The organism is Armatimonadota bacterium (genome assembly GCA_017303935.1).
GTDB lineage: Bacteria > Armatimonadota > Fimbriimonadia > Fimbriimonadales > Fimbriimonadaceae > JAFLBD01.
On the sequence record JAFLBD010000003.1, the window covers coordinates 25,156 to 39,410 of the forward strand.

General features: G+C 52.6%; 10 protein-coding genes. 1 reads left to right on the top strand and 9 read right to left on the bottom strand.

Annotated elements, in window-relative coordinates:
- Positions 1-2 precede the first annotated feature (2 nt).
- The 6 genes from J0L72_09260 to J0L72_09285 form a co-directional block, all read right to left on the bottom strand.
- On the bottom strand, positions 3-911 hold the full coding sequence (locus tag J0L72_09260; protein ID MBN8690959.1) for an agmatinase family protein: 909 nt from the start codon (positions 909-911) through the stop codon (positions 3-5).
- Between the two features lie 11 nt (positions 912-922).
- A complete protein-coding gene (hutU, locus tag J0L72_09265; protein ID MBN8690960.1) occupies positions 923-2,557 on the bottom strand; it encodes a urocanate hydratase in 1,635 nt (544 codons plus the stop codon).
- 15 nt (positions 2,558-2,572) lie between these two features.
- Positions 2,573-4,102, bottom strand: coding sequence for a histidine ammonia-lyase (gene hutH, locus J0L72_09270; protein MBN8690961.1), 1,530 nt, complete (start codon positions 4,100-4,102; stop codon positions 2,573-2,575).
- 89 nt (positions 4,103-4,191) lie between these two features.
- Positions 4,192-6,135, bottom strand: a complete 1,944-nt coding sequence (locus tag J0L72_09275; GenBank protein MBN8690962.1) for a hypothetical protein — start codon at positions 6,133-6,135, stop codon at positions 4,192-4,194.
- A 187-nt stretch (positions 6,136-6,322) separates the two neighbouring features.
- Positions 6,323-6,808, bottom strand: a complete 486-nt coding sequence (locus J0L72_09280; protein MBN8690963.1) for a DUF1854 domain-containing protein — start codon at positions 6,806-6,808, stop codon at positions 6,323-6,325.
- A 5-nt stretch (positions 6,809-6,813) separates the two neighbouring features.
- Positions 6,814-8,988 carry an ATP-binding cassette domain-containing protein gene (locus J0L72_09285; GenBank protein MBN8690964.1) on the bottom strand — a complete coding sequence of 725 codons (2,175 nt, stop codon included), beginning with the start codon at positions 8,986-8,988 and terminating at the stop codon, positions 6,814-6,816.
- A gap of 229 nt (positions 8,989-9,217) precedes the next feature.
- Here J0L72_09285 and J0L72_09290 point away from each other — a divergent pair, with 229 nt between their 5' ends.
- Positions 9,218-10,327, top strand: a complete 1,110-nt coding sequence (locus J0L72_09290) for a polysaccharide pyruvyl transferase family protein (protein ID MBN8690965.1) — start codon at positions 9,218-9,220, stop codon at positions 10,325-10,327.
- On the opposite strand, the gene J0L72_09295 is transcribed toward J0L72_09290, so the two are convergent.
- From J0L72_09295 to J0L72_09305, 3 genes are all read right to left on the bottom strand, one after another.
- Positions 10,302-11,282, bottom strand: coding sequence for an aldo/keto reductase (locus J0L72_09295; protein MBN8690966.1), 981 nt, complete (start codon positions 11,280-11,282; stop codon positions 10,302-10,304). The genes J0L72_09290 and J0L72_09295 overlap by 26 nt on opposite strands.
- A gap of 89 nt (positions 11,283-11,371) precedes the next feature.
- Entirely contained in the window at positions 11,372-12,463 is a 1,092-nt protein-coding gene (locus tag J0L72_09300) for a PEP-CTERM sorting domain-containing protein (GenBank protein MBN8690967.1), read from the bottom strand.
- A gap of 4 nt (positions 12,464-12,467) precedes the next feature.
- Positions 12,468-14,111, bottom strand: coding sequence for a cellulase family glycosylhydrolase (locus J0L72_09305; GenBank protein ID MBN8690968.1), 1,644 nt, complete (start codon positions 14,109-14,111; stop codon positions 12,468-12,470).
- Positions 14,112-14,255 lie beyond the last annotated feature (144 nt).

Consider the following 14,255-nt stretch of genomic DNA (forward strand, 5'->3'; position numbering starts at 1 on the left):
CATCACCGGCAACTGACACCTGATAAGAAACTAAGCAATATCGATGCGGCAGCGAGCTGAGTGACCCGATTTTGATCCAAGCTAGGATCGAGTTCGACGAGATCAAGTGCTCGAACACGTGGGTTGCGACCTACTTCAAATGCGAACTTCTTTGCTTGCCAAGGCAGAATCCCTCCGGGCCGCGCTCCAGGTGCTCCTGGACACCATCCACGATCGAGAACATCAATATCAAAATCGACATAAATGGTGTGGATGTCTGGCCCAAAAAACCGATCAATCTCGTCGATCGTCTGCGCGAAAGGCTGTTCATGAATCTGGTCCGCAAGGATCATCTTCATCCCTTCTTGCCGTGCAATTTTCGCGTAATCCTTAGAATTTGCAAAGCTCTGGATTCCGACTTGCAAGATGTTCTGACCTGGAAGTCCGTCTTCTAAGAGCGCGCGCACAGGATTCCCGTTATGGTAACCATGCCCAAGATCCCGCAAGTCGAAGTGAGCATCAAAAGTGAGTAATCCGATGCCCTCAAGAGGTTCGCCGAGCGCATGAACTCCTGGCCTCGTGATGCTGTTATCGCCACCAAGGAGCACCAAGGCAGCATTCGGCTTGGCAAGGCTGTTTAACCATTTGGTGAGTTCCTCTCTAACTTCGTCAAGGGTACGATCTTTGACCTCAAGGTCACCAAAATCCTGGATTGATAGTTCTGAAAGGTCTTGCTCATGGGCAAGATCGTATGGGCTAAACAGCGCGAGAGACTCTCGAATAGCTGCCGGTGACAGGTGGCAATTCCCAGGAGTAATAGAGGCATTGCACGGTATTCCGACGACGCCCACATCGAACTCATTCGAATCCTTATCTGAGCGCAAAAGCGTCGACGCTCTGGGCCAGTGCGGATCATCAAACAACTTTGCCATAGCTTCTCTGCTTATGGAATCTGGATATCGGAGCCAGCCGCGAAGTCAGCCGCTTCTTGATAACCAGCATCGAAGTGGCGTGCGACACCCATGCCAGGATCGGTGGTGAGCACCCTTTGTAGTCGGTCGTCCATTTCAGGCGTGCCATCGGCAACGACAACCATCCCTGAATGCTGCGAGTATCCGATGCCCACTCCACCGCCATTGTGCAGTGAGACCCATGACGCGCCTGCGGCAACGTTCACCATCGCGTTTAGCAAAGGCCAGTCCGCCACACAGTCCGAACCATCGCGCATCGCCTCAGTTTCTCGGTTTGGTGAGGCGACGGAACCGCAGTCAAGGTGGTCGCGGCCAATGACGATCGGCGCAGACACCTCGCCATCGCGTACCAATTTGTTGAGTGCGAGGCCAAACTTCGCTCTTTCGCCATAGCCTAACCAGCAAATTCGAGCGGGCAACCCCTGGAACTGAATCCGATCTTTGGCGAAGTTCAGCCACCGGTGGAGCCTTTGGTTATCCGGGAACATCTCCAGCGCGAGGGCATCGGTTCTGGCTATGTCTGCCGGATCGCCGCTCAGAGCCACCCATCGGAACGGACCCTTCCCTTCACAGAAGAGCGGGCGGATGTACTCCGGCACGAATCCCGGAATATCGAAAGCGTTGGAGACCCCGGCATCGACAGCGTTCGCACGAATATTGTTGCCATAGTCAAACGCGATGCTTCCCATTTTCTGCAGATCGAGCATCGCCTGAACGTGGATGCCCATCGACTCAACGGACTTCTTCACATAAGTTTCAGGGTCCGATTGGCGCAGGCGTTCGGCCTCGGCAAGGCTCATGCCTGCAGGCACATAACCATTGAGCGGGTCGTGTGCGCTGGTCTGGTCCGTGAGGACGTCAGGGACAATCCCTCGCTTGACCATCTCCGGCAGGATTTCGGCGCAATTACCGACCAAACCCACACTGATCGGCTGGCGATCTTTCACCATTTCCAAGGCTTCGTCGAGCGAATACGCAATCTTGTCGCAATACCGAGTTTCGAGGCGTTTCAGAATTCGAGATTCGTCCACATCGATTCCGATGAACGATGCGCCAGCAAGGCAAGCGGCAAGTGGTTGTGCGCCGCCCATGCCTCCCATTCCGCCCGAAACCGCGAGCTTGCCCTCAAGCGAGCCGCCAAAATGCCGTTCGGCACAGGCCATAAACGTCTCGAAGGTGCCTTGGACGATGCCTTGCGAGCCGATGTAGATCCATGATCCGGCGGTCATTTGGCCGTACATCATCAGTCCCTTCTTTTCGAGGTCCCTAAAGACATCCCAATTCGACCACTTCCCAACTAGGTTTGAGTTTGCGAGCAACACCCGAGGCGAGTACTTATGGGTTTTGAAAACGGCAACCGGTTTTCCAGATTGGATCAGAAGGGTTTCGTCGTCTTCAAGCTCTTTGAGCGCCTTGACGATACGTTCGAAAGATTCCCAGTTGCGCGCAGCTTTGCCAGTTCCGCCATAGACCACAAGGTCTTGAGGGCGCTCGGCCACCTCTGGGTCAAGATTGTTCATCAGCATGCGCAAGGCCGCTTCTTGTTGCCAACCTTTGCAGTTTAACTTCGAGCCTCTGGGAGCTCGGATTGGGGTGAAGGTATTCATGCGATTCTCGTAAGTTTATACGCCAAATTCAGCGATCAGGTCGTTAAAGTAAAGGTCTCCATTCAACAAGGCTTGTCGAACCATTTCGATATCGTGCCCAAATGCGCGATCGGTTTCTGTCGGCGGCACGATGTGGCGGACTCGGTTGTAGGCGGTTTGAACTTGTTTTGCGGGCAGCAGCGGCTTGCGGAATTCGAGCCCTTGACACGCCATCACGAGTTCACAGGCCACCACTTGAGCGAACAATTCGACGATCTTATCGAACTTGATTGCGCTCGTCATACCCATGCTCACGTGATCCTCTTTGCCAGCGCTGGTCGGGCTGTTGTCGATGCAAGCCGGGTGTGCCAGAACTCTGGCTTCGTTGAGCGCGGCCACAGCGGCGACGTGTGCGATCATGTAACCGGATTCGAGGCCAGCATTGGGTGCCAAAAATGGTGGAAGTCCGTCGCTGGCGTCGGCATTCACCAATCGATCCATCCGTCGTTCTGTGATGCTCATCGCCATAACGATAGCGATGGCAAGCTGGTCTAGCGCGAGCGCCAGTGGCGCACCGTGGAAATTCCCGCCAGAGATCAATTCGGCTTCATCGGCAAAAACCAACGGATTATCGGTCGCTGCTCCTGACTCGTTGCTTAGCACTTCTTCGGTAGAACGAAGTGCCGTTAGGACCGGCCCATAGACTTGAGGGGTGCACCGGAGAGAGTAGGCGTCTTGCACCCGGGGGTCGTTTTCTTTGTGCGACTCTCGAATTTGGGAATCCGCCAGAAGGTCCCTAAGAATTTCTGCAATTTGAACCTGACCTTGATGCTGACGAATGGTATGCACGCGCTCATCGAACGCGACTGGTGTGCCCATTAGAGCTTCGATGCTTGTCGCGGTCGACACCAGCATTGCTCCAAACACTCTATGTGCTTTGCTTAGGGCCAAGTTGCCAACTGCGCCAATCGCTTGCGTCCCATTGAGCAGAGAAAGTCCTTCCTTCGCTTCAAGTTGAAGTGGAGCGAGACCAACTTGCGAGAGCGCATCATTCCCGCCTACCCACGCGCCGGAGCCGACTTTTGCGCTGCCCTCTCCGATCGCAACCAACGCAAGATGCGCCAGGGGGGCGAGGTCACCCGATGCTCCAACCGAACCTCGAAGTGGTACATAGGCTGTGACCTGCCTATTGAGCATCTCGATCAAGATGTCAGCGCACTCCGGCCTCGCGCCAGAGAATCCCTTAGCGAGAACATTCGCGCGAAGCAACGTCAGAGCTCGGGATTGTGCAACCGACATTGGCTCGCCGAAACCACAAGCGTGACTTCGCACCAGATTGAGCTGGAGCTCTCCCAGCTTTTCGTGGGGGATGGCAACGTCAGAGAGTCGTCCGAATCCGGTATTGACCCCGTAGGCGACCTTCCCTTGTGCGATGATATCGTCGACGACCCTACGTGATCGATGCATCGCTTCCCGCGCCTTTGGGCTCAGCGAAACCGGCTCAAGATCAACCGCAACAGACTCTATTTCGGCAAGCGTCAGTGGTTGCCCCGAGAGTTCAATCATATGCTTAAGGGTACCTCGGACCGCTATAAAACGAACCTAGCCCGGCTCGAATTGAGCCGGGCTAGAATTCTGCTTGACTAAGTTAGTTCTTAGTTGTCGCCTTCGCCGAAGTTGCCAACTACGATGTCGAAGTCGCTTGCGCCTACTTCACCGTCGTTGTCGCAGTCTTCTGGACCAGTGTTACCGAATGCGGCAACCACTGCGTCGAAGTCTGTCGATCCAACTTCGCCATCTTGATCGATGTCGCCGTTCATGCAGCTTGCATCTTGTCCGGTCAAGTTGCTACCACCGGTGAAGGAGATAGTCTTGGCCAAGAACGTGCCGCCCTTGAACTTCAGAGTAACCGAACCAGTCATCGAGCTTGGAAGGTTGATGCTGTATGCTCCACCCATGTCGCCGTCGACAGTTACCGAACCGCTTGCGTTATCAACGCCGTTAGTTGCAGTCCATGCGATGGTTTCGTTGCCGAGACCGTTGAGGGTGTCTTGGAGTTCCAAGTTACCAGCAACGCTGTAGCCGCCAACGATGTTCGAGCTGAACTTCAACTTTGCATCGTTTCGAACAGTGGTGCTACCAACGAAGTTAAATCCGTCAGAAGCTGTGATGTTGTACGAACCGACTGCGAGGTAGTAAGTACCTGCAGGCAAGCCAGCACGGTGCCATCCTCGTCGGATGTGGCTAGCAGAGTCGGTACCAGCGAAAGGTACTGCTGCTCGTGGGTTGGCGGTGTCACCAATCGAGATGAATGGGAAGAAGCCAGGTCCGCTGTCGTCGTCTGCGATCATGATGTAGCCATCATTTCGGAAGAGTACGAATTCGAGGTCTTCGTATGTGGTGTCGCCATCAGCATAGTCAGCCCAGATATCGATGTAGCTACCAGCAGAAGTTGCAGCCGAAGGAATCGAGAACTTGTACCACTTAGCTTCGCTTGCTGCAAATGCGCCCATCGAAACAGTCAACGGAGTTGCTTCTGGAGCAGTTGTCGCGTTGATATCGCCGAGGTCAGTTGCAGTTGGAGCAGTTGCACCAGCGTAAGCTGTGCCAGTAGTCGTACCGAGAACGATGTCGCTGATGACAGCGTCGTTAGCGGCTGCAAGTCGATCGTTCGAAGTATAGACTTCGTAGCTCCATTGCGAACCGGCAGGAATCGTCAAACCATTGAAGGTCGATCCGAGGCTACCAAGAACGGCAGGGATTGCAGTTGGCAAGGTGACTTGCTGTGGAGCCATACCGTATGCAGTTCGAGTTGCAAATGCAAGCGTAACAGGAGCAGTCCAGTTAGTACCCGAAGTCGAGAGCTGAACGTCAGCGTTGTAAGTTGGGTACGCACTGTTCTTCAATCGAACGCGGACATCCGACTGCAACACTGCGGTTCCACCAGCGGAGCTCAAAGTACCGCCAATCACTTGGATCGTGTTACCCATCACATAGCTCGTTGCAACTGTGCTCAAAGTACCGCTGGAGTTACCTGCATCACCAACGATACCGGCAACGTTCTGCGAACCCGCGATAGTCAATGTTTCGACTGCAGGTGGGACTGCGTTCAATGTGAAGTTCAAGTTAGTGATTTCACTCTCTGGCAAACCAGCAGTTCCGTCATTAACGCCTTCGTAGAATTCGACGCTCCAAGTGGTCGCCGCTGCGATGGCAGCATTGCCCAATGTGCTTGCGTATGCATTTCGAGTTACCGGTGCTGCAAGAGATACAGTTGTGTAAACAGCAGCAACGGTGTGTGGCTGTGCATCAATGTACAACGTTGGTGCAGCCGAGTTTCGAATTCGCATTCGAGCTTCCGACTGATAAGTGCCAGACATCACCGAAGTCATGTCACAGGTGTTGTAAGTTACGGTGCCGCCAAGAATATATCCGGTAGCCACTGGCGAAACTCCAGAAGCGATGTAGTTGTCAACGTCACCAACCGTGTCGATGGTGTTGACTGGACCTGCAAAGTTGAAGGTCGATTGAGCGTTGGCCACAGCCGAAACGCCAACCAAAAGCACGCCGAGCGCGCTGTACATAGTTCTCTTAGTCATAAGAATCCACTCCTCTAATTTTAAGACGTACTTACCCCCAAATCAAAGAGGTCTGTAAGGTCTGTCTGTATTTTAGTGCAGACTTTGCGCCAAAACAAAGGGCAACCCACAAATATTGAAACTCTCGTAAAATTACCAGTGACGATTTCGAACCTGGGTGAGTTCAACACACGTCACTGGCAACTCTTTAAACAATCGTCTCGATGTACTCCCGACTCTTCAGATCGAGGGCATTCACATCAGGAATTTCGAATCGATTTCCATCGATATCGACCAACAAGAGATGACTTGGTCCCATCCATTGGGCGTTCTCCTGGAGGCTCTGAGCGACGAAGTCTCGTTCTCCGCGTTCGGTGATCACCGTCCAATAGGTGGATCCGTACTCAACTTTCGCATGCAGAATCTTGTGGATCGTCGAAGTGAGATACCGTCGGCTAAGCTCCGCTTCGAGTGCGAGCCTCGAATCTCCTTCAACGTCCTCCAGACTCTGGAACATAATAAGCTCTTCGCCCTTTGCGTTCAATAATCCGAGGTTCTTGCCTGGATGGCTCAATGGCGCAGCCCATTTGGGCTCTACCATCACCACACTATATTCCTGATCAACAGTCATCCGGAACTGGTCACGCGGCGCGTGAAATAGCTTCACGGACTTTGGATCAATAGTTTTGCTCACGTTGTTTATGCCTCCTCCGCATATGCGTAGCCGACGATTTCTTGAACCTTGCTTTGGGTCTGCACAAGGTTATAGAATTCGCCTTTCTTTTCCATCAGCTCTTCATGGGTGCCAATCTCGACGATTTTTCCTCGATCCAGCACAATCAAGCGGTCTGCATTTCGCAAGGTCGACAGTCGGTGCGCAATCGCAAATGTCGTTCGGCCATTGACGAGATGTTGAATCGCTTCTTGAATCTGCTTCTCTGTTTCGACATCAACGCTCGAAGTCGCTTCATCCAGAATCAGAATCCGAGGATCATGAAGAATCGCACGGGCAATACTCACCCGCTGACGCTCGCCACCACTCAGCTTCGAGCCGCGCTCGCCCACCATCGTGTCATAGCCGTCCGGCTTCTGCATGATGAAGTTGTGTGCGTTGGCCGCCCTTGAAGCAGCAATGATCTCCTCAATGCTCGCATCCGCCTTACCGTAAGCGATGTTCTCCGCAATCGTCCCATTAAAGAGGAATGGTTCCTGAAGAACAATCCCAATTTGCTCGCGAAGACACTGCAGGTCGATGTCGCGATAATCCACGCCATCGATCGCAATCGAACCTGAGTCCGGCTCATAAAACCGCGCAATGAGGTTGATCGTCGTGCTCTTGCCGGCACCACTCTTACCCACCAATCCGATCATCTCACCCGGTTTGGCGGTGAAGCAGATGTCCTTAAGGACAGGGTTCGACTTGTCGTATCCAAACCGAACGTTGTTGAAGGTCACTTCTCCCTTGATCGTCGGCTTGTAGTCAGCCTTCGAAGCGTATTTCTCCTTCTCCATGTCGATGATTTCGAAGATTCGATCTGCGCCCGCCATCGCTCGGCTAAACCAGTTATTGATTGCCGCAAACCATTGGAGGGGACCGTACACCAGCGCGAGATAAGCCTGGATTCGCAAGAATTCTCCCAGAGTCAGCTCGCGCCGAAACACCATCGAACCGCCTACGAGCCAGAGAATCAGGTTCCCCATCGAGGTGAAGAACATCATCGCGCCGAAGATCGTGTACCAGCGCGAATCGGCATCGAGGCCGCTCTGCCTCAACTCTGTATTGCGTTGCTGGAACTTCGCAAACTCGTGATCTTCCTTCGCAAACGCCTTGACGACTCGAATTCCGTTTAGCGATTCGTTGAGGTGAATGTGGAACCTTGCCCACTTCTGACCGGTGCGATAGAACATCTGCACCATCGGCTTCCAGAACTTCACACCGATGCCAACAATGATCGGAATCGGAGCAAGGATACAGAGCGCCAAGAACCAATTGGTGTAGAACAAAAACGCGCTCACACCGATCAGCATTAGGCCGTTCATCATGAAGTACGGGATGCCTTCGATCAGGAAGTTCCAAACGCGGTCGGTGTCCGTAGTCACGCGCGCACTGATGGCCCCAACTTGCTTCTTATCGAAGTAGTTGAGCTGCAAGAACTCAACCGCACGATAGACGCTGCTTCGCAAGTCCGCAGCGACGTGAGCTGCGAGATACGCCACTTGCCGATCTCGAATCACGTTGACCGTCGAAGAACAGATGACGATGCACAGCCAGCCGATCATGCATTGAATCAGCAGGTCGTAATTCTTGGCAGGGTTTAGGACTTCGTCAACGATCTTGCCTTGGAGCATCGGTGGCACCAAGCTGAGCAAGGTCGTGGTCAGCGCAAGCAACGCCAGCGCAACTGCTCGGAACCGATACGGCACCATGTACCGCGCGATTCGAAGCAGCGTCTGACTACGATTGATACAGACGGGACAAAGCCCATCGACCTCCGGCAAGAGCCGTTGGCACTTATCGCAATGGGTCTTGACCGGCTTGAGGTTGATTGAAAACTCGTCACCCTTAGCGAGTTGCTCGATCCCCCGAGCAGCTTCGCTGAACCTGGCGGCAAGGGTGTGCGTGTACCTCGCGACCGCGAGCTTTTCGCCGGTCTTGGTGGTGATCTCAAGCCTTCCACCACCAACGACGGGTTCATTTCTCGCATGAAAGATGTCTGCAATCGGGATTGTCTCGACCGGAACACCCGATCGATCAATGATCTTCAGTTCATCCTTGGTGACTTCGAGCAGTTGATGACCGTAATTGCCGTTTTCCAGCAAATCGGTCTGAAGACGTATTAAGGGGTCCGGACTCGCCGGTTCAATAGCATTCATGATGAGTAAAAATTTGGAAAGGTCTGGGCGCAAACGTTGGCGACGTCAGCGCGAGAAGAGTCCTTGGCCACAGTTGGCCGAATGAGTCAATGCTTGCCCACGGTGATTTGTGGTGGCGGTTTGTGCGGGCAGGCAAAATGAAACTTATCGATACGCGGACATCAAGATTAACTCAGACCTAGCGCAGTTGTCAAGCCGCAGGGTCAAAGGTACTCTGCACACAGAAGCTTTGAAGATTTCAGTTTTGAACTACACCGGGCATCGCGCGAATTGGGGATCACGGGCGACCAGCGAAAATCTGCTCGAAGACCTAAGGTCTGTATTCGGGAGCGATGCAGAGTTCCATTTGGTGCCACTACTGAGCTCCGGATGGAAGGACCGTGCGGTCGAACTGATTTGGGGCAAGCGGATTCACGCCGCACTCCGAGGAACCCGATTGCCGGGCGATTGGCTCAAGTCAGCGGCGCGAGTCATCTACGGCGCGCACCTGGATCAGGTTCAGAAAGCAGACATCGTCGTGTTTCAGAGCGAAGGCACCATGAACGGCCAGAAGTTCTCAACTGGCGATCGGCTGCTATTGCTTCCCTATTTGGCGGCGACGGTCCTGGACAAGCCAGTGTTGGCGATTAATGGTTCGGTCGAGCCAATCGTCCCCGAGTTTGAATCCGCGATTCGCCATGTGTTCCAGCAGTTCCGGTACGTCGCGGCAAGGGAGCCAGTATCCAAGGAGTATCTCAACAAAATTGGAGTCAACGCGTCGTGCTTGCCAGATTCAGCTTTCGATGTCCGGCCTTCGACCAGTGAGCATGCGCCCTGCGATCCATACATCTGTCTATCTGGCTCAGCGATTCTGCGCAATGTGAACTACGAGGCGTTCTTTGATGCCGTCATAGAATGGGCATCTTCCAATGGAATTGCGGTCGTCACGCTGCTTTCTGGCCCTGCCGACCAAAAGTGCTTCGGAGAGAAGCCAGGAGTGACCCGGATCCAGACAGAAGCCACCCCAAGCGAAGTCGCAGCCGTCATCGAAGGCGCAAAGCTCCTCATCAGCGGTCGATACCACATGAACATTTTCGCGGCGGCGGTCCACACGCCGTTTATCTCCTTGCCATCAGGCAGCCACAAGACCGATGGGTTACTGGAGATTCTCGGCAACGCGGTACCGTCGTGCACGTTTGACGATCTCGGGGCGATTCGGTCCACGCTCAATCAAGTCCTCCGGGATCGAGACGCCATTTCCGCAAAGCTCGCAGCAGGGATGCAGGCGATCCAGTCGCTGCGAGCAGAAGGTCTTCAGAATCTCAAAGCCAGCTTTAGCCGTTCAGAACCTGCCGAATGAACGCCACGTCCTCCGAGGAGAGCGTACGACCATCAGCGGCGAGATTGCACCGAACTTGGTTGGCATTTCTGAATCCAGGGATGGCGCAGCAGACATTCGGCATCGCCAAAACATAGTTGATCGCCATCGAGGCCAAGTCTTCGATCGACGAACCAAACCGCTCTTTTAACGTTGCGAGCTTCGGCTTGAGCTTTCGCAAGTTCTCGGTGCCAAAGGTCTCCTTGTTTTTGCGATAATCGCCATCTTCGAACGCAGGAGGATTCTCAGGATCGAACTTGTCGAGCAACAATCCCTGAGCCAATGGGCTAAAGGCGACAAAGCTCAGCTCGTGTTCGGTCATCAGCTTCTGCAGCGGCGAGTCTTCTTTGATGAACTCGTCGGCCAAGGCGTGTCCCCAGCTTTGCAAGACAACCGGTTTGACCACAGGCACAGCTCGGGCGAAATCCTCGACCGAATACGCGGACTGCCCCGCAAATCGGACCTTCCCTTCTTCGATCAAGCGATGCATGGTTTCGGCAGCGGCTTCGAGATACTTCCCATTCTCGCCGAAGTTCCCGTGGTGGAAGTAATACAGGTCGATGTACTCACGCTTCAGATTGATCAGTGATTGCTCGCACTGATGTCGGATGTGTGCGGGCTCATAAGCGTGTTCAGCGGTTCCGGCAAAGTGCCCAATCTTGGTGGCGATGATCAGCGACTTGTTGTCGATTCCCAGGTTCGCTAGACATCGGGCGAGCATGCGCTCGGCGCGTCCGTTGCCATAAACGTCCGCGTTGTCAAAGTGGTTGACTCCGGCGTCAATGCCGAGTTTGATGGCTTGCTGAACCTCGGCTTCATCGACATTCGCCCATCCGTTTGGAACGCCGTTGACAAAGTTCAGTCCCCCCATGGTCCAGCAACCGAGGCTGATTTCCGAAACTTCAAGGCCCGACTTCCCGAGCGCGCGCATCTTCATGGCTCCATGGTACCGGGCGAGGCGCGTGCCAGACATCCTCCCGCCACAGGTTCATTGGCGCTGAACAAATGGCGGGAAGATCGATTTTCCTACGATTGGGTTCGCTTTCGTCGCCGGAGTGCGACGCCCACCAACCCAACTCCAAGAACGATCAGTTCAGATGGCTCCGGCACTGGGGTGAGGAGTAGATTCTGCTTGTAGACGTTTCCAAAGTAACCGGTTGCAATGATCTCTCTTCTGTTGTTGAACCCAGTAATTGCGATTCGTCCATTTTGAATATTTGTAATGGAATTCGAAAAATCGACCATTCCGGTCGATTGTGACCAGAAGTACTGGCGAATGACCCCATTTTCATAACCGGTCACGACTACTTCACCATTGTCATTGATAAAGCTAGTCTCACCAAGTGGAGACGGAATTGGATCACGAGTTCCGATATCGATTTTCTGAATTAACTGTCCAGAAGCGTTCCAGATTGCCAAGAATCTTCGGGTGGAATTGCTGATGACTCCGCTGATCATTCCGCTGGAATTGATGCTGCTGGCGACGCCAAAGTGACCAGCCAAAGCAAGGCCCGTATAGCTTCCATCGGGATTCCACCGAATCGGATTGAAATTTACACAACCTACAATCGTTCCAGCTTCATCAATGTCCCTGGCAAGGTTATAACCGTCCCAGTACCCCGGATCAAGGAGTGAGCTACTCGTCGGTGAATATCGGATGGCGTTTCCAGTTCCGCCAGACCCGCCATTTCCAAACCACTCCGCCCAACCTACTGCGGTATGGGCATTGTTCATGGCAAATGACTCGAACCAATAGTTCTGTCCATTGTCCTGCACCATCAGGTCGGTCATTCCCACGCCTGGAGTCCAATAACCAACTTTAGTACGGCCAGAACCAGGAATCGGATTTCCATAAACAACCACATCGCCAGCTTCATTAATGCCACCTGACGTGAAATTCGTGTGCTGGTGAACTGAAGGTGTTGCAGTTACAATCTGTCCGTTAGTATTAATCCTGAAAAGGCTTTGGGTATTTCTACCGTCGGCAGAAATCTGACCTGCATTGTTTATCCCAGTAAAGCGGAGTTCTGATTCGCCTGGTGCTGTCACTTCCCGCATTGACCATGTGAGTGCAGAAGAGTGCGAACTTAAAAGGCTCAGAGCAAAAAAAACTGACACAATCTTAGTCTTCATCATTTGGACCTCCGGGGCGACTATCACCAAAAAGTGCACTGATATTTTGCTCTGAAAACAGCTCCGGGTCATTCCTCGTCTCACTCCGGCTATAGATGGGTTGCGTCGGATAGTTGGGTAGCCAGAAATTCTCCAGGTGAACACCCCTCTTTGTCATGCCCCAAGTTCCGGTGTAGCCAAAGATCGTCCATCCGGAATTCATGCTCTCTAGACTTGTACGAATGTCATAGAGCCATTTATCTCGCATTTCTTCAGGAATTCCCCGTAATTGTGCAGTAATTTCGGTGTCCTCATATTCAAACCCGAGACCAGTTGGATGGATGGCACCGACTTCGGTTGCGAGCATTGCGGTCCCTTCATACTGTGCCTGCCAAGTTGTCATGTATGGCAAGGCTCTAATCCTCGTAATCTGGTCTCCCGTCTCCCAGATGTTATCTAGGTAGAAGAAACTCGAATGGAAAACGAGATCATCATAATAGTCCCTGCGCTTAAGGTATTCCTTTCCAGGTTCATGAGTGTATCTAAAAGGAAGATAAGGATGGTATGCGTAAATCAGCCTGCGGCTCCAACCCACTTGCCCTCCGATTCCTGTCATGTCCGCTGCGACAAAAGGTGAAAATTGGAAAGTTGGATCAGACTGTGCCGTACCGCGGCGTTGGAGGCCATAACTATCAACAAGGTTAGTCAAGGTCGAAACGATAACCCTGGAATCTGCCGGGTTGACCCTTGAATAGATTGCCTTGATGGTTTGTGCTTGGATGGCCTTCCAATTCGCCAGTTGATCGAACAGCCAAGTCTTGTAGGTAGGATTGTCATGCGCAAAAGTTACGCCGACTGAATACTTTGGTCCATAGTGAGAATCTTTGAATTGCCCCCAAAAGTTGACCATTGGTTCATTCAAAATCTCGAAATGAATCCCCTTGAAAACATTTTGACCAGCGACATATTTAGGGTTGCTCGAAATTTCGAGATGGGTTTTAAGTTCAGCTAAGAACGAGTCCCAAAACTTTGGTAACGGATGGTTCGAGGTTATCAGACTGGGAATGGAATTAGATGTGCAAAAGTTCTCCAAATACGTTCCAGTAGGTGAAGGTGTTGTACCCGATTCGCCCACCCATGCATCGTTCCAATGGACCTCAGATACGGCCCATGGATGGCAGTCGATAATGACATCCAGTCCCTGAACTTGCGCATCGATGATGTCAGTTGCTAGCGCATTAAAACTGTCCTGTGCCTTGATTTTGTAACCAACTGGCCATAATATTGAGAAGCCAGTATCGGTTGCACCGCGGATAAACTCATAATTTGGATCGACTTGGCCAGTTTGATCTTTTGCACCAAATGCAATGGGAGAAATTGGAATCCGCACATGATCGAACCCTTGTTGCGCGATGTATTCGAAGTCAAAACCTAGTAGCATGCTGCTAAGGCGTCGCATGTCGTAACACGGCCTACCCATTTTATATTCCCAGTCGGCTTGGTAAATGCCGTCCAGGTTAATACCATGACGCAAATGCACTGGCAATGGGTCGGTGTAGGTCTCGTCGTATTCTGTTTCACCTGGATTTTCAGGAGGGCTCCCTTGCCCATACGAAACAGACGCCAACGAACTGAAGAACATGGCTGATGCCAAAAGTGAGAGTGACTTGAACGAATTCATTACATAACCTCAGTTCTCAGTATAAGACGAAACTGCCAGTCACGCAACAAATTTTGTGCCGAAATGCAAAACAGCATGAAAATTAATACCTGCGCGTACCCATTAGCCAGGAGATGA

Excerpts from the sequence above, each read along its gene's own strand:
- J0L72_09295 (MBN8690966.1), bottom strand. The coding sequence starts at position 11,282 with ATGAAGATGCGCGCGCTCGGGAAGTCGGGCCTTGAAGTTTCGGAAATC.
- J0L72_09275 (MBN8690962.1), bottom strand. The coding sequence starts at position 6,135 with ATGACTAAGAGAACTATGTACAGCGCGCTCGGCGTGCTTTTGGTTGGC.
- J0L72_09260 (MBN8690959.1), bottom strand. The coding sequence starts at position 911 with ATGGCAAAGTTGTTTGATGATCCGCACTGGCCCAGAGCGTCGACGCTT.
- J0L72_09285 (MBN8690964.1), bottom strand. The coding sequence starts at position 8,988 with ATGAATGCTATTGAACCGGCGAGTCCGGACCCCTTAATACGTCTTCAG.
- hutH (MBN8690961.1), bottom strand. The coding sequence starts at position 4,102 with ATGATTGAACTCTCGGGGCAACCACTGACGCTTGCCGAAATAGAGTCT.
- hutU (MBN8690960.1), bottom strand. The coding sequence starts at position 2,557 with ATGAATACCTTCACCCCAATCCGAGCTCCCAGAGGCTCGAAGTTAAAC.